The 22,025-nt window shown below is 73.4% G+C and carries 19 protein-coding genes; 9 read left to right on the top strand and 10 right to left on the bottom strand.

Annotated features, from left to right (window positions below; translation table 11 throughout):
• Positions 1-10 precede the first annotated feature (10 nt).
• From Nocox_RS26985 to tkt, 5 genes are read right to left on the bottom strand one after another with little or no spacing between them, the layout of a single operon-like run.
• A complete protein-coding gene (locus Nocox_RS26985) occupies positions 11-925 on the bottom strand; it encodes a glucose-6-phosphate dehydrogenase assembly protein OpcA (protein WP_020544781.1) in 915 nt (304 codons plus the stop codon).
• Complete coding sequence (zwf, locus tag Nocox_RS26980) at positions 926-2,506, bottom strand: glucose-6-phosphate dehydrogenase (protein WP_020544782.1); 1,581 nt, start codon at positions 2,504-2,506, stop codon at positions 926-928.
• 22 nt (positions 2,507-2,528) lie between these two features.
• Positions 2,529-4,121, bottom strand: a complete 1,593-nt coding sequence (locus Nocox_RS26975) for a hypothetical protein (RefSeq protein WP_020544783.1) — start codon at positions 4,119-4,121, stop codon at positions 2,529-2,531.
• Positions 4,121-5,212: a transaldolase gene (gene tal, locus Nocox_RS26970; RefSeq protein WP_020544784.1), complete on the bottom strand. Its 1,092-nt coding sequence runs from the start codon at positions 5,210-5,212 to the stop codon at positions 4,121-4,123. The genes Nocox_RS26975 and tal overlap by 1 nt, the downstream gene beginning before the upstream one ends.
• Positions 5,213-5,221: 9 nt before the next feature.
• Entirely contained in the window at positions 5,222-7,252 is a 2,031-nt protein-coding gene (tkt, locus tag Nocox_RS26965) for a transketolase (protein WP_246649902.1), read from the bottom strand.
• 350 nt (positions 7,253-7,602) lie between these two features.
• Here tkt and Nocox_RS26960 point away from each other — a divergent pair, with 350 nt between their 5' ends.
• Together Nocox_RS26960 and Nocox_RS26955 are read left to right on the top strand one after the other, a co-directional pair.
• Positions 7,603-8,547: a heme o synthase gene (locus Nocox_RS26960; protein WP_020544786.1), complete on the top strand. Its 945-nt coding sequence runs from the start codon at positions 7,603-7,605 to the stop codon at positions 8,545-8,547.
• Between the two features lie 98 nt (positions 8,548-8,645).
• Positions 8,646-9,833 (top strand): PrsW family intramembrane metalloprotease, encoded by a 1,188-nt coding sequence (locus tag Nocox_RS26955; RefSeq protein WP_020544787.1) that lies wholly within the window; start codon positions 8,646-8,648, stop codon positions 9,831-9,833.
• Positions 9,834-9,888: 55 nt separating this feature from the next.
• On the opposite strand, the gene Nocox_RS26950 is transcribed toward Nocox_RS26955, so the two are convergent.
• Positions 9,889-10,575, bottom strand: coding sequence for a SanA/YdcF family protein (locus Nocox_RS26950; RefSeq protein ID WP_020544788.1), 687 nt, complete (start codon positions 10,573-10,575; stop codon positions 9,889-9,891).
• Positions 10,576-10,649: 74 nt separating this feature from the next.
• The gene (locus Nocox_RS26945; protein ID WP_020544789.1) at positions 10,650-11,639 is read right to left on the bottom strand and encodes a COX15/CtaA family protein; all 990 of its coding nucleotides are present in this window, start codon (positions 11,637-11,639) and stop codon (positions 10,650-10,652) included.
• Positions 11,640-11,759: 120 nt separating this feature from the next.
• Between Nocox_RS26945 and Nocox_RS26940 the strand changes: the two genes are divergently transcribed.
• The 5 genes from Nocox_RS26940 to Nocox_RS26920 are packed head-to-tail and all read left to right on the top strand — an operon-like array spanning position 11,760 to position 16,286.
• Positions 11,760-12,656, top strand: a complete 897-nt coding sequence (locus tag Nocox_RS26940; protein WP_026214671.1) for a dihydrodipicolinate synthase family protein — start codon at positions 11,760-11,762, stop codon at positions 12,654-12,656.
• Positions 12,657-12,666: 10 nt separating this feature from the next.
• Positions 12,667-13,668, top strand: coding sequence for a proline racemase family protein (locus Nocox_RS26935; RefSeq protein WP_020544791.1), 1,002 nt, complete (start codon positions 12,667-12,669; stop codon positions 13,666-13,668).
• Positions 13,665-14,630: a proline racemase family protein gene (locus tag Nocox_RS26930; RefSeq protein ID WP_020544792.1), complete on the top strand. Its 966-nt coding sequence runs from the start codon at positions 13,665-13,667 to the stop codon at positions 14,628-14,630. Before Nocox_RS26935 ends, Nocox_RS26930 begins: the two co-directional genes overlap by 4 nt.
• Entirely contained in the window at positions 14,627-15,595 is a 969-nt protein-coding gene (locus Nocox_RS26925) for an ornithine cyclodeaminase family protein (RefSeq protein ID WP_020544793.1), read from the top strand. Before Nocox_RS26930 ends, Nocox_RS26925 begins: the two co-directional genes overlap by 4 nt.
• A 13-nt stretch (positions 15,596-15,608) precedes the next feature.
• Complete coding sequence (locus tag Nocox_RS26920) at positions 15,609-16,286, top strand: GntR family transcriptional regulator (RefSeq protein ID WP_020544794.1); 678 nt, start codon at positions 15,609-15,611, stop codon at positions 16,284-16,286.
• Between the two features lie 332 nt (positions 16,287-16,618).
• Here Nocox_RS26920 and Nocox_RS26915 read toward each other — a convergent pair whose 3' ends face one another.
• On the bottom strand, positions 16,619-17,533 hold the full coding sequence (locus tag Nocox_RS26915; RefSeq protein WP_020544795.1) for an EamA family transporter: 915 nt from the start codon (positions 17,531-17,533) through the stop codon (positions 16,619-16,621).
• Between the two features lie 100 nt (positions 17,534-17,633).
• Between Nocox_RS26915 and Nocox_RS26910 the strand changes: the two genes are divergently transcribed.
• Entirely contained in the window at positions 17,634-18,815 is a 1,182-nt protein-coding gene (locus tag Nocox_RS26910; RefSeq protein ID WP_020544796.1) for an MFS transporter, read from the top strand.
• Positions 18,816-18,827: 12 nt separating this feature from the next.
• Here Nocox_RS26910 and Nocox_RS26905 read toward each other — a convergent pair whose 3' ends face one another.
• A complete protein-coding gene (locus Nocox_RS26905) occupies positions 18,828-19,616 on the bottom strand; it encodes an ABC transporter permease (RefSeq protein ID WP_020544797.1) in 789 nt (262 codons plus the stop codon).
• Positions 19,613-20,521 (bottom strand): ABC transporter ATP-binding protein, encoded by a 909-nt coding sequence (locus tag Nocox_RS26900; protein WP_020544798.1) that lies wholly within the window; start codon positions 20,519-20,521, stop codon positions 19,613-19,615. The genes Nocox_RS26905 and Nocox_RS26900 overlap by 4 nt, the downstream gene beginning before the upstream one ends.
• Before the next feature lie 178 nt (positions 20,522-20,699).
• Between Nocox_RS26900 and Nocox_RS26895 the strand changes: the two genes are divergently transcribed.
• A complete protein-coding gene (locus tag Nocox_RS26895; RefSeq protein ID WP_020544799.1) occupies positions 20,700-21,935 on the top strand; it encodes a multidrug effflux MFS transporter in 1,236 nt (411 codons plus the stop codon).
• The last annotated feature ends 90 nt before the right edge of the window (positions 21,936-22,025 follow it).

Here is a 22,025-nt window from a genome sequence, read left to right as displayed (position 1 = left end):
GTTTCTCGTGTCATCCCTTGTACGTCCGTGCGAACCGCTTGACCGCGGCCTCGTAGATCTCGTCGCTGTCCAGCCTGCGCAGCTCCTCGGACATCAGCTCCGAGGTGGTGCGCCTGGCGAGGGCCACGTTCCTGTCGGGCTGGCCGGGACGCGAGAGCGTGGCCAGCCGGGCGTCGTTGCGCACCACGGCCAGCTCGCCGTCGCCGGTCTGCAGCCGCACCGCGGTCAGCCCCGGCCCGTCGGACTCGGCCACCTTCATCGTCGCGCCCAGCCGCTCCGACAGCCACGCGGCCAGCAGCGGCGCGCTCGGATGCCCGGCCGCGCCCTCCACGACGCCCTTGCGCACCCGTCCCACCGGCTGGTCGAACGCGGCCGCGAGCAGGCTCCGCCACGGCGTCAGCCGCGCCCACGACAGGTCGGTGTCACCGGGGGCGTAGCCCTTGGCCCGGGTCACCAGCGACTGCACGCCGCCGCCGTCGAAGCCTTTGGCGTCGGTGATGCGGCGCTGCGCCAGCGCGCCGATCGGGTCCTTGGAGGGGACCTCGGGCGCCACGCCCGGCCACCACACCACCACCGGCGTGTCCGGCAGCAGCAGCGGGCTGACCACCGAGTCGGCGTGCCGGGTCAGCTCGCCGTACAGGCGCAGCACGACGACCTCGCCCGGGGTGTTCTCGCCGATGCGCAGCTCGGCGTCGAGCCTGATGGCCTCGTCGGGCTCGCGGGTGATGAGCACGATGATGCGCGAGGGGTGCTCGCGGGCCGCCTCGGTGGCGGCGCGCAGCGCGTCGTACTGGTGCCGCTCCTCGCAGACCACCACCAGCGTGAGCACCATGCCGATGGCCGGTGCGCCCATCTGGTGGCGCAGATGTGTGAACTGCGCGGAGATCTTGCCCGCCGTCGTGTCCGACAGCATGAACGTCGTCATCTAGAGTCTCCTCCACACCCGGCCGTCGCGGGCCATCATCGCGTCGGCCGAATGCGGCCCCCACGAACCCGACTCGTAGGGCTCGGGCTGGCCCTGCGTGGCCCAGAACTCCTCGATCGGGTCGAGGATCGTCCACGACAGCTCCACCTCCCGCTGGTGCGGGAACAGCGGCGGGTCGCCGATCATCACGTCGAGCAGCAGCCGCTCGTACGCCTCGGGCGACGACTCCAGGAACGACTCGCCGTAGGCGAAGTCCATGGACACGTCGCGCACCTCCATGGCCGTCCCCGGCACCTTCGAGCCGAAGCGCACCGTGATGCCCTCGTCCGGCTGGACCCGTACGACGAGGGCGTTCTGGCCGAGGATCTCGGTGTCGGTCTTGCTGAACGGCAGGTGCGGCGCGCGCTGGAACACCACGGCGACCTCGGTCACCCGGCGGCCCAGCCGCTTGCCGGTGCGCAGGTAGAACGGCACCCCGGCCCAGCGCCTGTTGGCGATCTCCAGCTTGATCGCGGCGTAGGTCTCGGTGGTCGACTCGGGGGAGATGCCCTCCTCCTGGAGGTAGCCGACCACCTTCTGGCCGCCCTGCCAGCCCGCGGAGTACTGGCCGCGCGCGGTGTAGGACTTGAGGTCGGCCGGCAGCCGCACCGCCCGCAGCACCTTCTCCTTCTCCCTGCGCAGCGCGGAGGCGTCGAACGAGGTGGGGTCCTCCATCGCCACCAGCGCGAGGAGCTGGAGCAGGTGGTTCTGGATCACGTCGCGGGCCGCGCCGATGCCGTCGTAGTAGCCCGCGCGCCCGCCGATGCCGATGTCCTCGGCCATCGTGATCTGCACGTGGTCGACGAAGCCGCGGTTCCAGATCGGCTCGTAGAGGTTGTTGGCGAACCTCAGCGCCATGATGTTCTGGACCGTCTCCTTGCCCAGGTAGTGATCGATGCGGAAGATCGAGCTCTCCGGGAAGGCCGAGGTCGTGATCTCGTTCAGCTCGTGCGCCGACTGCAGGTCGTGCCCGAACGGCTTCTCGATCACCACCCGCCGCCACGACCCCTCCGGCGCGTCGGCGAGACCGGTCCGCTTGAGCTGCTCGACCACGACGGGGAAGAACTTGGGCGGCACCGACAGGTAGAAGGCGTAGTTGCCGCCCGTGCCGCGCGTCTGGTCGATCTCGTTCAGCGCCATCGCGAGGGCGTCGAAGGCGCCGTCGTCGGAGAACTCGCCGGGGACGAAGTGGATGCCCTCCAGGAGCTGCTTCCAGACCTCCTCCCGGAACGGCGTCCGGGCGTGCGCCTTGACGGCGTCGTGCGTCAGCTGGGCGAAGTCCTGGTCCTTCCAATCGCGCCGGGCGAAGCCGACCAGCGAGAAGCCGGGCGGCAGCAGCCCCCGGTTGCCCAGGTCGTAGATCGCCGGCAGCAGCTTGCGCTTGGCCAGGTCACCGGTCACGCCGAACAACACCATCACACAGGGCCCCGCCACCCGCGGCAGCCGCTTGTCACGGGGGTCGCGCAACGGGTTGGCGGCGGCGGCCTCGATCGTGGTGGCGGTGCCCGCGACGGCCGCCGCCACGGTCATGGACTCCTCCATGGGTGCTGCCGGGTCTGTCATCTCAAACCTCCTGTGCGGCTGCGAGCAGGTGCGCGACTCCCGCCGCGCGGTCGGTCAAATGCAGGCGTACGGCGGGCCGACCCCGCGTCTCCAGCGCCTCCAGGTCGGCGAGGGCCTGGGCGAGCTGGAGGCGGCCCAGGGTGAACGACCGGCCGGGAACCGCGACGTCCTCGGCCACCGCCCCCGTGATCTGCAGGAACACCCCGTTCTGGGGGCCGCCCTTGTGGTACTGCCCCGGCCCGCGCAGGTAGCGCGGCCCCCACCCGAAGGTCACCGGGCGGCTGGTCCGCAGCGCCAGCAGCGCCCGCAGCGTGGCCGGGTCGGCCATCATCCAGGCGTCGGTCATCTGCTCGAAGTCGGCGCCCTCGGGCACCGGCGCGTCGAAGGCCGCCAGCCGGTCGAGGTAGGCCGTCACCGCCAGGTAGCCGTCGGCGGGGACGGCGCGCAGCAGCTCGATGAACACGCCGGGAAGGTCCTTGGCGCCGACCGCGCCGTACACCTCGACCGGGCCGTCGATCAGCGCGGGCGCGCCGGTGGGCAGGTCGGGCAGGCTCAGCAGGGCGGCGGCGGCGCGTTCGGGCTCCGCGGCGTCGGGACGGTCGTCGGGGTCCACGCCCAGCAGCAGCGCGGCCAGGGCGGTGGCGTACTCCCAGACCAGGAACTGCGCGCCGAGCCGCCCGTCCACGCGGACGTCGCCGAGGTCGGTGTCGAGACCGACGACCAGCTCGTCCGCGGCGGGCAGCGGGTCGGCGCCGACGACCGGCAGGATGCCGCGGCCCTGCTTGCCGGTGGACGCCGTGACGAGCGCCTCCACCCAGTCGGGGAGCCCGGCGATGGGCGAGAGCCGGTCCTCCAGCAGCAGCTTGCCGCGCCCGGCGAGCGCCGCGCCGCCGAGGGCCGCGCCGAGGGCGAGGCCCGGGTTGCCGTCGTCGCGCGACAGCAGGGGGAGCACGTCCTCGGCGTCGTCGAGCAGCCGGGCCACGTCGGCTCCCGCCAGCGCGGCGGGCAGCAGCGTGGCGGCCGACAGCGCGCCGCCGTCCCCGGCCGGCACGACGGCGTAGCCGCGCTCGCGGGCGTGCTCCGCCGGCGGCGTGCCCGGGCCGGCGACGACCACCACGCGCCCGGCGGGCGCGAGGCCCGCCCGCTCGAACAGCTCCTCGTACAGGCGCAGGCAGGCGTCGCCCTCGGCGGTGCCGGAGGCGGCGACCACCACCGTGGACTCCGGGCGGTCGGCCAGCGCCCGGCGCACCTGGCCGGGGTCGGCGGTGTCGAGCACGGTGAGCGGCACGTCGGCGGTGTCGCAGATCGCCTCGGCGGCCGCCGCGGCGCCGCCCGTGGCGAGCAGCACCACGTGCGGCCCCTCCTCGCCGGGCTCGACGGCGGCGCGCAGCCGCGCCGCCACCGCGTCCAGCTCGGCGAGCAGGTCGCGGGGGACGCGGAAGGGCCGCCCGCCCTCCGTCTCCCCCTCGGCGTCCTCGTCCCACAGCGTGGGGTCGCCGGCGGCGAGCCTGGCCGGCACGCCGTCGGCGACGAGGCGCCCCGCGACGGAGGAGGCGGCGGCGGCCACCCCCTCCTCGCGGTAGTGCACCTCCATCACGGAACCAGGTTCTTGCTGACGCTCTCCAGCAGCTCGTTCCAGGACGCCTCGAACTTCTGCACGCCCTCCTCCTCCAGCACGCGCACCACGTCGTCGTAGTCGACGCCGGCGTCCTTGAGCGCGGCCATGGTGTTCCAAGCCTGCTCGTAGAAGGGGCGGACGGTGTCGCCGGTGACGTCGGCGTGGTCGGCGCTCGCGTCGAGCGTCTTCTCCGGCATCGTGTTGACGGTGCCGGGGGCGACGAGCTGGTCGACGTAGAGCGTGTCGCTGTAGTCGGGGTTCTTGACGCCGGTCGAGGCCCACAGCGGGCGCTGCGGGCGGGCGCCGGCCGAGCGCAGGCGCTGCCAGCGCTCGGAGTTCATGACCTCCTCGTACGCGGCGTACGCCAGCCGCGCGTTGGCCACGCCCGCCTTGCCCTTCAGCTCCGGCTTGCCGAGCTGGTCGAGGCGCTTGTCGATCTCGGTGTCGACGCGGCTGACGAAGAACGAGGCCACCGACTCGATGGAGGCCAGGTTGAGCCCCTTGGCCTGCGCGGCCTCCAGGCCGGCCAGCCAGGCGTCCATGACCTTGCGGTAGCGCTCCAGCGAGAAGATCAGCGTGACGTTGACGCTGATGCCCTCGGAGATCGCCTGGGTGATCGCCGGCAGGCCCGCCATGGTCGCCGGGATCTTGATCATGAGGTTGGGCCGGTCGACCATCCACCACAGGGCGCGGGCCTCGGCCACGGTCTTGTCGCTGTCGTGCGCCAGGCGCGGGTCGACCTCCAGCGACACCCGGCCGTCGACGCCGCCGGTGGCGTCGTAGACCGGGCGCAGGACGTCGGCCGCCCAGCGGATGTCGTACGTCGTGATCGCGCGCACCGCCTCCTCGACGGTGACGCCGCGCACGGCCAGGTCGTGCAGCTGCACGTCGTAGGCGTCGCCCTTGCTGAGCGCGCCCGCGAAGATCGTCGGGTTGGACGTGACCCCGACGACGTTCTTCTCGCGGATCAGCTGCTCCAGATTGCCGCTGCGCAGGCGCTCACGGCTGATGTCGTCGAGCCAGATGGCAACGCCCTGGCCGGACAGCTTGTTGAGGATCTCGCTCATCGTCTTGTCTCAGTTTCCCGTCGTCTCGCCCTTGTCCTGACCCAGCTTGGCCAGGCTCGCCTTGGCCGCCGCAGCCACGCGCTCGGCCGTCATCCCGAACTGCTCGTACAAGGTCTTGTACGGGGCCGACGCACCGAAGTGTTCGAGGCTGACCACCTCGCCGCACTCGCCGACGTACTCGTGCCAGCCGAGGGCGATGCCCGCCTCGACCGCGACCCGAGCCCTGATCGACGACGGCAGGACGGTCTGCCTGTACGCGGAATCCTGCCCGTTGAACCACTCGACACACGGCATGGAGACCACTCGCGTGGGAATCCCCTGCGCCTCCAGCAGTTCGCGGCCGTGCAGGGCCACCTCGACCTCGCTGCCGGTGGCGATGACGATCACCCTCGGCTGGCCATCCGAGGCGTCGCGCAGGACGTAGCCGCCGCGGGCCACGCCGTCGGCGCTCGTGCCCTCGTAGACCGGCAGGTTCTGGCGGGTCAGCGCCAGCGCGGCGGGCCGGTCCTTGTGCTCCAGCACGGCCTTCCAGGCGTAGGCCGTCTCGTTGGCGTCGGCCGGGCGCACCACGTCGAGGCCGGGGATCGCGCGCAGCGCCCACAGGTGCTCGATCGGCTGGTGGGTCGGGCCGTCCTCGCCGAGGCCGATGGAGTCGTGCGTCCACACGTAGATCACCGGCAGCTTCATCAGCGCGGCCAGGCGCACCGACGGGCGCATGTAGTCGGAGAAGACCAGGAACGTGCCGCCGTACGGGCGGGTGCCGCCGTGCAGCGCGATGCCGTTGAGAATGGCGCCCATCGCGTGCTCGCGGATGCCGAAGTGCAGCGTGCGGCCGTAGCGGTGACCGGGGAACTCCTTGGTCTGGTATTCCTCCGGGATGAAGGACGGCTCGCCCTTCATCGTGGTGTTGTTGGACTCGGCGAGGTCGGCGGAGCCGCCCCACAGCTCGGGCAGCACCCGCGCGAGCGCGTTGAGCACCTCGCCGCTGGCCTTGCGGGTGGCCATGGAGGAGCCCTGCTCGAACGCCGGCAGCGCCGTCGCCCACCCGGCCGGCAGCTCGCGGTGCGAGATCCGGTCGTACTCGGCCGCGCGCTCGGCGTTGGCCAGCCGCCATTCGGCGTAGCGCTTGTCCCACTCGGCGCGGGTGGCGCGGCCGCGCTGCACCACCTCGCGGGCGTGCGCGAGCACCGCGCCGGGCACGTCGAAGGTCTTGGCGGGGTCCATGCCCAGCACCTGCTTGGTGGCGGCCACCTCGGCCTCGCCCAGCGCCGAGCCGTGGATCTTGCCGGTGTTGCGCTTGTTGGGCGCGGGCCAGCCGATGATCGTGCGCAGCCGGATGAACGACGGCCGGCCGGTCTCCGCCCTGGCCGCCTCCAGCGCGTCGTAGAGCGCCTGGACGTCCTCGTGGTAGTCCTCGCCCGAGGTCCAGTCGACGCTCTCGGTGTGCCAGCCGTAGGCCTCGTAGCGCTTGACGACGTCCTCGGACTTGGCGATCAGCGTGTCGTCCTCGATCGAGATGTGGTTGTCGTCCCACACCACGATGAGGTTGCCCAGCTTCTGGTGGCCGGCGATGGCGCTGGCCTCGTGGCTGATGCCCTCCTCGATGTCGCCGTCGCTGACGAAGCACCAGATGTGGTGGTCGAACGGCGAGGAGCCGGCCTCGGCGTCGGGGTCGAACAGGCCGCGCTCGCGGCGGGCCGCCATCGCCATGCCGACCGCGTTGCCGAGGCCCTGGCCCAGCGGGCCGGTCGTGGTCTCGACGCCGGCCGTGTGGCCGTGCTCGGGGTGGCCGGGCGTGAGGCTGTCCCACTGGCGCAGCCGGCGCAGGTCGTCCAGGGTGAGGCCGTAGCCGGAAAGGTAGAGCTGGATGTAGAGCGTCAGGCTGCTGTGGCCGCACGACAGGACGAAACGGTCGCGACCCAGCCAGTTGGGGTCGGTCGGGTCGTGGCGCATCACACGCTGGAACAACAGGTATGCGGCGGGGGCCAGGCTCATGGCGGTGCCGGGGTGACCCGAGCCCGCCTTCTCCACTGCGTCCATCGCCAGGGCTCGAACGACGTCGACCGCCTGGCCGTCCAGGTCGGTCCATTCAAGGGCTGGCACGAGTTCGCTGCTCAAGTGCTCGATCTCCGGATTCTCGATGTCTTCGGCTGTGGATGTCTTTGGCTGTGCCGGTTGGCTATCCCGCCCACAGGGACCCTAACCGAGTGGAGCAGGCGATCAATTCCAATCGGCGCGAGCGTGTCCATGCACGGCGCAAAGCCCCCCATTGGCCGGACCGGCCGTCCCTGCGACTACAGTTTGTTTGTTCGCAGAGGCGTCACCGGCGCCCACCATGGATCCGCTCTAATCAGAGGTTACGCGTTGACCCCGCACAGGCTGGAAGCGCCTTGACGGTGCTCACCAACAGGCAGGCGGCGGCCCGATCTCCGCAGGTGGAGGCGCCGCGCTCGATCGGCATGATCGTCAAGGCCTACATCGCGCTCACCAAACCGCGGATCATCGAGCTGCTGCTGATCACGACGCTGCCGGTGATGTTCCTCGCGGCCGGCGGCCTGCCGCCTCTGTGGACCTCCGTCGCCGTCATGGTGTTCGGCACCCTGTCGGCGGGCAGCGCCAACGCGCTCAACTGCTACGTCGACCGCGACATCGACCAGAAGATGCGCCGCACCCGCCGCCGCCCGCTGGCCAGGCACCAGGTGTCGCCGCGCGGCGCGCTGATCTTCGGCATCGTGCTCGGCATCCTGTCCACCGCCGGCCTGTGGGTCACCACCAACGGGCTGGCGGCGCTGCTCTCCCTCGGCGCGATCCTGTTCTACGTCCTGGTCTACTCGATGATCCTCAAGCGGCGCACGGCCCAGAACATCGTCTGGGGCGGCATCGCGGGCTGCATGCCGGTCATGATCGGCTGGGCGGGCATCACCGAGCGGCTCGACTGGGCCCCGCTGGTGCTCTTCGGCGTCGTGTTCTTCTGGACGCCGCCGCACACCTGGACCCTCGCCATGCGCTACAAGGAGGACTACGCGGCGGCCAAGGTGCCGATGCTGCCGGTGGTGGCCACCGAGCGGCGGGTCATCATGGAGTCCATCGCCTACACGTGGGCGACCGTGCTGTGCTCGCTGGCGCTGTGGCCGGTGGCCGGCACCACGCTGTTCTACCCGGTCGTGGCCGCCGTGCTGGGCGTCATGTGCCTGTGGGAGGTGCACCGCCTGCTGGGCCGGCTCAACGCCGGCAAGACGGGCGTCGACCTGCGGCCCATGCGCTTCTTCCACTGGTCCAACGCCTATCTGGCGCTGCTGTTCCTCACGGTCGCCATCGACCCGCTGCTGGCCTGAGCGGGAGCGGGGACCCGCGTGTCCGTACGGTGATGAGTGGGTGTCCTGGGCGCCCGACCGGCACGGGCCCCGACACACTGATCCGTTAAAGTCACCCTATGGCGAGCCGCGATCCACGCTGGGTGTTGAAGGACCGCCCTTCGACGACGCTGATCGTCGGGCTGGTCCTCACCGGCATCTGCGCGCTGATCTCGTTCTCCTTCGACGTCTTCAACGGCGAGCCGGTGCAGTTCTTCATCGCCCTCGCGCTCGCCCTCGCCCCGGTGCCGCTGCTGCTGGCCGCCGTGCTCGCGCTTGACCGCATGGAGCCGGAGCCGCGCAGCAACCTCATCTTCGCCTTCGCCTGGGGGGCGGGCGTCGCCGTGCTGGTCGCCGGCGTGATCAACTCGCTCAACCTCCACTACTTCATGGACACCGTCAAGCTGTCGCAGGACAGCGCCCGCAACGTCGCGGCCACCTTCGGCGCCCCCGTGGTCGAGGAGACGATGAAGGGCCTGGTGCTGCTGGGCCTGCTCAGGTTCCGCAGGGCCGAGCTCGACGGGCCGACCGACGGCGTCATCTACGCCAGCATGGTCGGTCTCGGCTTCGCCATGAGCGAGAACGTCAGCTACTACCTGGCGGCCCTGTCCACCTCCGGCGTCAAGGGCCTCGCGGTCACCGTGGTGCTGCGCGGCATCCTGTCGCCGCTGGCCCATCCGCTGTTCAGCTCGATGATCGGCGTGGCCGTGGCGTACGCCGCCCAGCGCGGCTCCGAGCGGGTGTTCCTCATCCTGGCCGGCTGGTCGGGGGCGATGATCCTGCACGGCCTGTGGAACGGCCTGGCCTCCTACGGCGGCTTCCCCGGTCTCGTGGTGGCCTACCTGACGCTGCTGGTGGTGCTGGTCGTGCTCATCGGCGTGGTGTTCCGCGACCGGCGGCGCATCGTGGCGCTGATCCAGCGCTACCTGCCGGCGTACGAGCCGACCAAGCTCGTCAACGAGGCCGACATCTTCATGCTGTCGGCCTTCTCCCGCCGCCGCCAGGCCAGGCAGTGGGCCAAGGCCCACGGCGGCAAACGAGGGCTGCGCGCCATGGCCGACTACCAGCTCGCCGCCACCGAGCTGGGGCTGCTGCACGAGCGGGCGGCCCGCCACATGGTGGACGAGCAGACCTTCCACGAGGAGCAGCGGGCGCTGCTGGAGTGCATGAGCACCGCGCGCGGGCAGTTCCCCGTGCCGCCGGCGCACGCCCGGTCGGTCGCGGGCGGCATGCCCCCGCCCGGCTACGCGCCAGGCGCGCCCGGCTGACCGGCGCGCCCGGTCCGCTGGCACGCCCGGCCGGCCGGCGCGGGGCCGGCGAGCGTCAGGGGCGCGGCTCGGTGAGGGCGCGGGCGAGCGAGGTCTCCCGCGGACCGGGGAACACCGGATCGGCATCCAGGACCTTCGCGTCGGCGAACGCCTTGGCCGTGGCGAACAGCTCGCGGGCGGCGTAGACGTAGGTGACGCCGGCCCAGCGCCTGGAGGAGTCGTCGCCCGCCCCGAACGTCTCCAGCCCGGCCGTGCGGCACAGCGTCACCGCGCGCGGCACGTGGAACTCCTGCGTGACGACGGTGACGCTGCGCGCCCCGAAGACCTGCCGGGCCCGTACGCACGAGTCCCAGGTGTCGAAGCCGGCGTAGTCGAGCACCATCGCCGCCTCCGGCACGCCCCGGTCGCGCAGGTAGTCGCGCATCGCGGTCGGCTCGTCGTACTCCTTGCGGCTGTTGTCGCCGCTCAGCAGCAGCGCGCGCACCTTGCCGGCGTGGTAGAGCTCGGCGGCGACGTCGAGCCGGCGGGCCAGCATCGGCGAGGGCCGTCCTGCGTACAGGCCGGCGCCGAGCACCAGCGCCGCCTGCGCCGGGGGCACCCGGGCGGTCCAGCCGGCTCCCTCGGCCGTCACGCGGTGCCCCGAGCTGCTCAGCCACGCCCAGGTCATGGGCGCCAGCGCGAGGACGCTCAGCAGCACCAGCCCCTGGTACGCGCGCCGCAGCGCCTTCCGCGAGGGGCGCACCTTTCCCCGCACATCGCACCTCTTCCGGGCCGGGGGAGTGGCGGACATCTCACCACACACCCTGGCACAACCGATCACACAGTGGCGGCCACTTCGGCGGGGGAGGGGCCGGCCGGAGTGGCGGGCAGCGGCTCGCGGGAACGCAGCGAGGTGACCACCCGCAGCGCGGCGATCCAGACCACGGTGGAGCCGAGCACGTGCAGCAGCACCAGCGCGGCGGGCACGGCCAGGAAGTACTGGGTGTAGCCGATCACGCCCTGCGCCAGCTCCACCACGAGCAGCGCGAGCGCCGCCCGCCGGGCCGCCAGGGGCGCCCCCGACACGCGCAGCCCGAACAGCAGCGCGAACGTCAGCCCCACCACCACGTAGACCACGTCGGCGTGGAACCTGGCCACGGCCTCGATGTCGAGGTCGAAGCGGGAGGCGATCTCGTCGCCCGAGTGCGGGCCTGTGCCGCTCACCACCACGCCGACCACCAGCAGCGTGAACGTCGCGGCCAGCAGCACGTATCCGAGGACGCGCAGGTCCCGGTGGACCACCGTCCTCACCGGGCCGTCGCCCTCGCCGGCGCGGGCGTAGAGCAGCCAGCAGGCCGCGATGAGGCCGGTGGACAGCAGGTAGTGCATGCCCACGGTGAACGGGTTGAGCGCGGTGCGCACCACCAGGCCGCCCCAGAGCGCCTGGGCCAGCACGCCGGCCGGCTGCAGCAGGGCCAGCCGCATCAGCGACCTGCGGCGCGGCACGAGCCGCCAGACCGCGACCACGCAGACCGCGCCCACGGCCAGCACCAGGAAGGTCAGCAGCCGGTTGCCGAACTCGACGAACATGTTGAGCATCGACACCTCGGGGTGCGCCACCGGGACGAAGCTGTCGGGTGTGCACCGGGGCCAGGTGGGGCAGCCGAGCCCTGAGGCGGTGACGCGCACGCCGGCGCCGGTCACCGTGATGCCCGCGTTGGCGACCACCGAGGCCAGCGCCCAGCCGCGCATCGACCGCGGGGTCGGGGCCCAGAACGAGGCGAGTCCGCGCACGAAGGGGTTGCGGTGGTCAGTGGAGAGCTTCACGTCATCGATGGTACGGGCCGTACGGGCCGGTCCCGGAACCGGCAAGGGGGCTTCTCACGCCATGAGGTATGTGACATATTACTGGCGTAAGCGGTGGACCCGTCCCTGGAGGAACCCCTGATGGCCCTGGTGGAACGCAAGCCCTGGCGCGGCGTCATGGTCGCCACCGCGCTTCCCCTGCGCGACGACCTGTCCGTCGACCTCGACGGCTACGCCGGCCACTGCCGCTGGCTCGTCGACAACGGCTGTGACGGCGTCGTGGTCAACGGCTCGCTCGGCGAGTACCAGACGCTCACCGCCGAGGAGCGCGCCGCGGTCGTCGAGACCGCGGTCGCCGCCGTCGGCGGCGCCAACGTCATGGCCGGAGCCGGCGCGTACGGCGCCGCCGAGTCCCGCCGCTGGGCCGAGCAGGCCCGCGAGGCCGGCTGCGGCTCGGTGCTCCTGCTGCCCCCCAACGCCTACCGCGCCGACGAGCGGGCCGTCCTCGCCCACTACCGCGAGGTGGCCGGGGCCGGGCTGCCGGTCGTGGCCTACAACAACCCCTACGACACCAAGGTCGACCTCACCCCCGCGCTGCTGGCCCGGCTGCACGAGGAGGGCCTGATCGTGGCGGTCAAGGAGTTCAGCGGGGACGTGCGGCGGGCGTACGAGCTGGCCGAGCTGGCCCCCGGGCTGGACCTGCTCATCGGCGCCGACGACGTGCTGCTGGAGCTGGCCGTGGCCGGCGCGACCGGCTGGGTGGCCGGCTACCCCAACGCCCTGCCCGCCTCCACCTCCGCCCTCTACCGGGCCGCCGTCGCGGGGGACCTCGCCACCGCGCTGCCGCTGTACCGTACGCTGCACCCGTTGCTGCGCTGGGACTCCAAGACGGAGTTCGTCCAGGCGATCAAGCTGTCCATGGACCTGGCCGGCCGGCGCGGCGGCCCCTGCCGCCAGCCGCGGCAGCCGCTCACCGGCGAGCAGGCCGCGGCGGTCAGGGCCGCCACGGAGAAGGTGCTCGCGGAAGGGCTGAGGTGAGGACTCCGGCATGAGAACCACGCGCGTCTTCCACGCCGTCGACTCGCACACCGAGGGCATGCCCACCCGCGTCATCACCGGCGGCGTCGGCGTGATCCCCGGCGCCACCATGGCCGAGCGGCGGGTCCACTTCCGCGACCACCTCGACCACATCCGCAAGCTGCTCATGAACGAGCCCCGCGGCCACGCCGCGATGAGCGGCGCGATCCTCCAGCCGCCCACCCGGCCGGACGCCGACTTCGGCGTGCTGTTCATCGAGGTGTCGGGGCTGCTGCCGATGTGCGGCCACGGCACCATCGGCGTGGCCACCGTGCTGGTCGAGACCGGCATGGTCGAGGTGACCGAGCCGGTCACCACCGTCCGCCTGGAGGTCCCCGCCGGGCTGGTCGAGGCGGACGTCGCCGTCGAGGACGGCATGGCCATGTCGGTGACCCTGCGCAACGTGCCCTCCTACTGCGACCGGCTCGGCGCCGCCGTCACCGTGCCGGGCTTCGGCGAGATCCCGTACGACCTCGCCTACGGCGGCAACTTCTACGCCATCGTCGACCTCGACGCCTACGGCCTGCCCTTCGACCGCAAGGCCAAGAACGAGATCATCGCCGCCGGCCTGGCGACCATGGAGGCGATCAACGCCGCCGACCGGCCCGTGCACCGCGAGGACCCGCGCATCCAGGGCTGCCACCACGTCTACTTCGCCGCCCCCGGCTCCGACGCCCGCCACTCGCGGCACGCCATGGCCATCCACCCCGGCTGGTTCGACCGCTCCCCGTGCGGCACCGGCACCAGCGCCCGCATGGCCCAGCTCCACGCCCGCGGCGAGCTGCCCCTGGAGCGGGACTTCGTCAACGAGTCCTTCATCGGCACCCGCTTCGTCGGGCGGCTGCTGGGGGAGAGCGAGGTGGGCGGCGCGCCCGCCGTCCTGCCGTCGATCACCGGCCGGGCCTGGGTCACCGGCACCGCCCAGTACTTCCTCGACCCGCGCGACCCCTTCCCGGAGGGCTTCGAACTGTGATCACCACCGTCGACTACCACACCGGCGGCGAGCCGTTCCGCATCGTCACCGGCGGCGGGCCCGACCTGCCCGGCGAGGACGTGCCCGCCCGCCGGATCGCCGCCATGGAGAAGGCCGACGACCTGCGCCGGCTGCTCTGCCACGAGCCGCGCGGCCACGCCGACATGTACGGCTGCTTCCTGGTCCCGCCCGACGACCCCGGAGCGCACCTCGGGGCGCTCTTCTGGCACAAGGACGGCTTCTCCACCGCCTGCGGCCACGGCACCATCGCGCTCGGCGCGTACGCCGTGCACGAGGGCCTGGTGGCGGCCCCGGCGGACGGCGTGACCGACGTGGTGGTCGACGTGCCGTCCGGGCGGGTCACCGCCCGGGTGCGCACCTACGGCGGCCGGGTGCGGGGGGTCACGTTCGTGAACGTGCCGTCGTACGTGCTCGCGCGGGACGTGCCGGCGGCCGGCGTCCGGGTGGACCTGGCCTACGGCGGCGCGATCTACGCCTCGCTGCCGGCCGCCGCCGTGGGCCTGTCCGTGGAGCCCCGGCACCTGACCGCGCTCGTCGGGCACGCCCGGCGGATCAAGGCCGCGCTGGCCGGGCATCCGGCCACCCGGCACCCGGACGACGACCGGCTGTCCGGCGTCTACGGCGTGATCTTCCACGACGAGCTGCCGGACGCGGACGGCGCCGCGCACCAGCGCAACGTCACCGTCTTCGCCGACGGCGAGGTGGACCGCTCGCCCTGCGGCTCGGGCACCGCCGCCCGGCTCGCGCTGCTGCACGACGCCGGGCTGCGCGGCACGCTGGTGCACCACAGCGTCGTCGGCAGCTCCTTCGTCGCCCGGGTGGCCGGGGTCGTCGCGGAGGGGGTCGTGCCCGAGATCGAGGGCATGGCGTACCGGACCGGGCGGCACGTGTTCGAGCTGGATCCCGAGGACCCGATAGGAAGGGGGTTCGTGCTGCGATGAGTGATCTGCCGTACCTCGACGCCGCCACGGTCGAGCGGCTGGTGCCGATGGGCCGGGCCGTACAGGTCCTGGAGGACGCCCTGCGCGCCGGGCTCGACCCGGAGGCCACCCCGCAGCGGTCCGCCGTGGCCGTGCCCGCCGGGCAGCTCCTGCTCATGCCCGCGGCCACCGGCCGCTACGCCGGCGTCAAGGCCGTCTCCATCGCGCCCGCCAACCCGGAGCGCGGGCTGCCCCGCATCCAGGGGACGTACCTGCTGCTCGACGGCGCCACACTGGCCCCGCTGGCCGCGCTGGACGGCCTCGCGCTCACCTCGCTGCGCACCCCGGCGGTCTCCGCGCTGGCCGTCCGCCACCTGGCGAGGCCGGAGGGCGGCCGGCTCGTCGTCTTCGGCAGCGGGCCGCAGGCGTGGGGGCACGTCCTCGCCCTGCGCGAGGTCCGCCCGGTCACCGGCGTCACGGTCGTCGGCCGCGACCCCGGCCGCGCCGCCGCCCTGGCCGGGCGCTGCCGGGCCGCGGGACTGCCCGCCCGCGCCCACGGCCACGAGGAGGCCCGCGCCGTCGCGGCGGCCGTGGCGGAGGCCGACCTGATCGCCTGCTGCACGACCGCCAGGGAACCGCTGTTCCCCGGTAAGCTCGCCCGCGACGGCGTCACCGTCGTCGCCGTCGGCTCCCACGAGCCCGACGCCCGCGAGCTGGACGGCGACCTCGTCGCCCGCGCCACCGTGGTCGTCGAGGCGCGCTCGGCGGCGCTGGAGGAGGCCGGCGATGTGATCGTTCCGATCCGCCACGGTACGATCACCTCTGGTCATCTCGCGGGCAACCTCGCCGAGCTGGTCGCGGGCGCGGTGCCGGTGGGCTCCGGGCCGCGGGTGTTCAAGAGCACCGGCATGGCGTGGGAGGACCTCGTGGTGGCCGCCGCGGCCTACGAGGCATGGGCGGGCGGCGAACCCGGCGAGGGAGCGTAGACAGGGAGGGCGGATGGCTGCCGCAGACCGGCTCGACCTGCCGGCGGTGGGAGAGCGCCAGAGCCTGCGCGAGCAGGTGGCGCAGGCGCTGCGCGCCGCGCTGATCGCCGGCGAGATGCGGCCTGGCGTGGTCTACTCCGCCCCGGTGCTGGCCGCCCAGTTCGGCGTCTCGGCCACCCCCGTCCGGGAGGCCATGCTCGACCTGGCCAAGGAGGGCCTGGTCGAGGCGGTCCGCAACAAGGGCTTCCGGGTGACCGAGCTGTCCGACCGCGACCTCGACGAGCTGACCGAGCTGCGCCGCCTCATCGAGGTGCCGACGGTGGCGAGGCTCGCCGGCACGCTGGAGGCCGCCGCGTTCGAGCGGCTGCGGCCGATCGCCGAGGAGATCGTCGTCGCCGGCGAGGCCGGCGACCTGCTCGCCTACGTCGACGCCGACCTGCGCTTCCACGTCGAGCTGCTGGCGCTGTCCGGCAACGCGCGCCTGGTGTCCGTCGTGCGCGACCTGCGCAACCGGGCCCGGCTCTACGGCCTGTCCCAGCTCTCCGAACGCGACGCGCTCGGCGACTCCGCCCGCGAGCACCTCGCGCTCCTCGACGCGCTCGCCGGCGGCGACGGCGAGGCCGTGGCCCGGCTCATGGACGAGCACATCGGCCACGTCCGCGGCATCTGGGCCGCGCACGCCGAATCCTGACCCCGAGGATCCGGCGCACGAGTTTGGACATTCGGGGATCGAGCGATTCCCCCGCGAGGTAATCTCATTGCGGGCCCGCCGGAAGACACCGCAGGGCCCGCAACCACCGCCCCCGCGGCCGGCCGGCCGCGCTCCCCGCGCGAGGAGACCGCGTGGGAAGACGGGGCGGCACCCCACACGCTCGGTCACGCGGAATCCCGCCCTCCGCTGGCCTTCCTCGGGCTCGGCACCACCCCGCCCATCGACGCCGAGCCCTCCGCCGCGCGCCCGCGAGTTCCCGTCCCGGGGCGCGCGGCGGACCCCTCCTCCTGCGCCTTCCTCCGGGCCTGCCGCTACGCCTTTCCGCGCCTGGTCGAGCCCAGGCTGGCGGCGACCACGCAGACGATCGCCACCCAGTGCTGCGCGTGCAGGATCTCGCTCAGCAGCAGCACGCCGATCAGCGCCGCCACGGCCGGCTCCAGGCTCATCAGGATGCCGAACACCCGCGGCGGCATGCGCCGCAGCGCCTGCAGCTCCAGCGAGTACGGGATCACCGACGACAGCAGCCCCACGCCCACCCCGATGAGCAGCAACTCCGGCCGCAGCAGGTCGGCCCCGCCGGTCGTGACCCCGACCGGGGCGATCACCACGGCCGACACCATCATGGCGAACGCCAGACCGCTCGTCCCCGGGAAGCGCCGCCCGGCCGCCGCCGACAGCAGGATGTAGCCCGCCCAGCAGGCCCCGGCCACCAGCGCGAAGCCGATGCCGAGCCAGCTCGCCGCGGCCGGATCGCCCCAGGGCGCGAGCAGCGCCACGCCGGTGCCCGCCAGGGCCACCCACAGCAGGTCGATCCGCCGCCGCGAGGCCGCGACGGCCACCCCCAGCGGCCCCAGGAACTCGATCGCCACGGCGATGCCCATCGGCAGCCGCGCCAGCGCCTCGTAGAACGACAGGTTCATCAGCGCCAGCGTCAGGCCGAACCCGACGCCGACCGCCCAGTCACGCCAGGACAGCCCCTTCAGCCGCGGCCGGACGAAGGCCCCCATGATGAGCGCGCCGGCCGCGATGCGCACGAACACCACCGCGCTCGGCGGCAGCACCGCGAACAGCTCCTTGGCCAGGCCCGCGCCGAGCTGCACCGAGAAGATCGCCAGCACCACCAGCGAGGACGGCGGGATCGAGTCGGCCGCCGCGCGCAGCACGCTGCCCGGCCGCGGCAGGCCGGGGCCGCGCTCGAACGAGTCGTCCAGGGCGAAGGCGGTCACGAGGCTCCTCGCGGAAAGGTGGGATGAACAGCGGACCGGTAGAGCCTACTCGGGATGGACGACATTTCCGCACTTAGGGGCACGTTTAGAGTGGTACGTCATGGACGCCGCCCCCGCCCCCACCGTCAGCCTCGCCGCTCCTCCGCTGGGCGTGTCCGCCGCCTCGTTCGTCAGCAGCTTCGACCGCTTCGCCGTCAGCCCCATGCTCGTCGTGATCGCCACCGACCTCGGCGTGCCGCTGTCGGCGTCGGTCACCGCGGCCAGCGGCTACTACCTGGCCTACGGGCTCACCCAGCCGCTGTGGGGCGTGCTGTCGGACCGGTTCGGGCGGGTGCGGGTCATGCGCGGCGCGCTGGCGGGCGCGGCCGTGGCGGGGCTGGTCTCGGCGCTCATGCCCGCGCTCTGGGCGCTGGTGGCCGCCCGGGTCGTGACCGGCGCCTGCTTCGGCGCGGTGATCCCGACCGGGCTCACGTACGTGGGCGACACCGTACGGCCCGCGCTCCGGCAGCGCGCGCTCACCGACCTCATGAGCGCGACCGCGCTCGGCACCGCCCTCGCCACCGGGCTCGGCGGCGCGCTCGCCGGGCTGGTGAGCTGGCGGGCCGCCTTCACCGTGCCCGCCGTCTGCGCCCTGGCCTGCGCGCTGGCCCTGCGCTCGCTGCCCGAGCCGCCCCGCGACGGCGCGCCGGCGGGCGTGCGGCGCTTCCTCGGCCTGGTGCTCGGGCACCGCTGGGCGCTGCTGGTCTTCGCGCTCGCCTTCGCCGAGGGCGCGATCATACTCGGCGTGATGCCGTTCCTCGCCCCCGCGCTGGAGCACTCCGGCGTCGCCGCCGCCCTCGCCGGGCTCGGCATCACCGCGTACGGTATCGGGCTCTGGGCGCAGGCGAGGCTGGTCAAGCGGCTGTCGGGACGCTGGCCCGCGCCGCTGCTGATGACCGTGGGCGGGGCGCAGCTCGTCGCCGGCTTCGCGCTGGCCGCGGCGCGGGTGAACCTGGTCACCGTGGCCGTCACCGCGCTGCTGCTCGGCGGCGGCTGGTCGTTCCTGCACTCCTCGCTGCAGACCTGGGCCACGTCGGTGGTGCCGCGGGCCAGGGGCACCACGATCGCGTTCTTCGCCGCCGCGCTCTTCGTCGGCAGCGCCGTCTCCTCGTGGGCGGCCGGGCCGCTGGCCGAGGCGGGCCGCTACCCGCTGCTGTTCGGGCTGGCCGCCGCCGCGGCGGCGCCGCTGACCGCCGTGGCCGCGCTCACCCGCCGCCGCTACGGCGGCGTACGCGCGGGCTGACGGCCGCCAGGGTCACTCCCAGCGGAACGTCCGCGACACCAGCCCCAGCGACAGCACCGCCCAGGCCGTCAGCACGCCCAGAGGGACGAGCGGCAGCGCCGCCCCCTCGGCGAGCACCGCGCGCAGCCCGTCGGTCAGCGCCGAGATCGGCAGCACCTCCAGCGCCGGCCGTACGCTCTCGGGGAACTTCGTCAGCGGGAAGACCACCCCGCCGGCCCCGAGCAGCACCAGGTAGACGAGGTTGGCGGCGGCCAGCGTGGCCTCCGCGCGCAGGGTGCCCGCCATGAGCAGGCCGAGGCCGCTGAAGGCCGCCGTGCCTGCCACGATCAGCAGCGCCACGGCCAGGAACGACCCTTGCGGCCGCCAGCCCAGCGCCAGCCCGACGGCCACGATCACCACCGCCTGGATGGCCTCCACGGCCAGCACCGCCAGGGTCTTGGCCAGCATGAGCCCGGACCGCGTCAGCGGGGTCGCGCCGAGCCGCTTGAGCACGCCGTAGCGGCGTTCGAAGCCGGTCGCGATGGCCTGCCCGGTGAAGGCCGTGGACATCACCGCGAGGGCCAGCACGCCGGGCACGAGGAAGTCGACGCGCCGCCCGCCGCCCAGGTCGATCAGCGGGGCCAGCGAGAAGCCCACCAGCAGCAGCACCGGGATGATCAGGGTGAGCAGGAGCTGCTCGCCGTTGCGCAGGGTGGCCCGCAGCTCGGCGCCGGCCTGCGCCAGCACCATGCGCGGGAACGGCGCCGCTCCCGGCGCGGGGGTGAGGTCCAGCGCGCCCGTGGCCCGCTCGTACGCGCTCATCGCAGCTCCCTGCCGGTCAGCTCCAGGAAGACGTCCTCAAGGGTGCGCCGCTCGATGCGCAGGTCGTCGGCCGTGACGCCCTCGGCGGCGCACCAGGCGGTGACGGTGGCCAGCAGCTCGGGGCCGACCTGGCCCTCGATGATGTAGTGGCCGGCCGGCGACTCCTTGGCCGCGCTGCCCGCGGGGAGCGCGTTGAGCAGCTCCTCCAGCGTCAGCCCCGGCCGGGCGCGGAACCTGAGCTGCCGCTCGGCGCCGGTCAGCGAGGCGGGCGTGCCCTCGGCGACCACCCGGCCCTGGTCGATGATGACCACGTGGTCGGCAAGGCGTTCGGCCTCGTCCATGTGGTGGGTGGTGAGCACCACCGACACCCCGGCGGAGCGCAGCTCGCCCACCAGCTCCCAGCAGGCGTGTCTCGCCTGCGGGTCGAGGCCGGCGGTGGGCTCGTCGAGGAAGACCAGCTCGGGGCGGCCGATGACGGCGGCGGCCAGCGACAGCCGCTGCTGCTGCCCGCCCGACATGCGGCGGAAGGGGGTGCGGGCGTGGCCGGCGAGCCCGAGCCGGGTCAGCAGCGCGCCGGGGTCGAGCGGCCGGGCGTGGAAGCGCGCGACCAGGCGCAGCCACTCGCCGCAGCGCACCGCCGGCGGCACCCCGCCGGACTGGAGCATGACGCCGACCCTGGCGCGCAGCTCGGGATGCTCGGGGGCCAGCCCCAGCACCCGTACGGTGCCCGCGTCGGCGGTGCGGAACCCCTCGCAGATCTCGACCGTGGTCGTCTTGCCCGCGCCGTTGGGGCCGAGGACGGCCGTGACCGCGCCGCGCTCGGCGCGCAGGGCGAGGCCGTCGAGCGCGGTGGCGGCGCCGTAACGTTTGACCAGGTCGAGGATCTCGACGGCTGGGGATTCCATGACGACGAGTGTAAGGACTGCGCGGGGCGGTCCGGGCCGCAGGTGAGCCGGTGCGGCGAGGGCTGTTCATGGAAAATTGACGAAATATCTGATAATTGGGAATTAGGAGGATCGGACAGCGGTTGCCGTGCCTCGGCCCTCGTGGGCCACCTGGTTCGCGAGGAGAGAGGGTTCACGCATGTCCGTGGCCACCGCCACATCCACCGCCGTCGGAGCCGAGAAGAAGAGCCGCAGGGCGCTGCTCCTGGTGATCCTCGGCGCGCTCTCGGCCATCGGGCCGCTCTCCATCGACATGTACCTCCCCGCGCTGCCCGCCATCACCTCCGAGATGCTGAGCGGCCCCGCCCAGGTCCAGCTCACCCTCACCTCCTGCCTCATCGGCGTGTCGGTCGGGCAGGTCATCGCCGGCCCGGTCAGCGACGTGCGCGGGCGGCGGGTGCCGCTGCTGGTGGGCGTGGCCGGGTTCATGGCCGCCTCGCTGCTGTGCGCGTTCGCGCCGTCGGTGCCGATGCTCATCGCCTTCCGCCTGCTGCAGGGCATGCTCGGCGGGGCGGCCCTGGTCATCGTGCGCGCCGTGGTGCGCGACCTGTACGACGGCGCCGCCATCGCCCGCATCTTCGCCACGCTCATGCTGGTCAGCGGCCTGGCGCCGATCCTCGCCCCGATCGCGGGGGCGCAGCTGCTGGCGTTCACCTCGTGGCGGGGCGTCTTCGTGGCGCTCAGCCTGGCCGGCCTCGTGCTGCTGGTCGCGGTGCTCGCGGGGGTGCGCGAGACGCTGCCGGCCGGCAGCCGCGAGAGCGGCGGGCTCGGGCACACCGTCAGGACCTTCTGGCAGCTGCTGCGCGACCGCTCGTTCATGGGGTACGCGCTCACCGGCGGCCTGGCCTTCGCCTCGATGTTCGGCTACATCGCGGGCTCGCCGTTCGTGCTGCAGGAGATCTACGGCGCCACCCCGACGCAGTACTCCCTCGTCTTCGGGCTCAACGCCCTCGCCCTCACCGGCATGGCCCAGGTCGGCGGCCGGCTGGCGGGGCGGGTGCCCCCGGTGGCCCTCGTGGTGACGGGCCTGGCCGTCAGCCTGGCGGGCGGGGTCCTGCTCATGGTGGCCGCGCTCACCGGGCTCGGCCTGTGGGGCCTCGTGGCGGGCCTGGTCGTCGTCATGCTGGGCCAGGGCCTGACGCTGCCGGGCACCGGCGCGCTGGCGCTGGGCTCGCAGCCCGCCCAGGTGGCCGGCAGCGCCGCGGCGCTGATGGGCGTGCTGCAGTTCGCGCTGGGCGCGGCGGCGGCGCCGCTGGTCGGCGTCCTCGGCGAGGGCAGCGCCGTGCCGATGGCCTCCGTGATACTCGGTCCCATCGTCTGCGCCGTCGTGGCCTTCGCCGTCCTGGGGCGGCCCTGGGCGGCGAGCAGGAGTTAGGTAAGGCTACCCTGCGTGACAAATTCCATTGCCGGGCTGCTCCGATCCGTTTGTGAGGCGGGAAGGATTTACGGCACACTGATGTTGTGA

This window comes from Nonomuraea coxensis DSM 45129, from assembly GCF_019397265.1.
GTDB classification, from domain to species: Bacteria; Actinomycetota; Actinomycetes; order Streptosporangiales; family Streptosporangiaceae; genus Nonomuraea; species Nonomuraea coxensis.
Note: the sequence above shows the minus strand (reverse complement) of the source record. Positions and strands in the feature narration are given on the sequence as shown.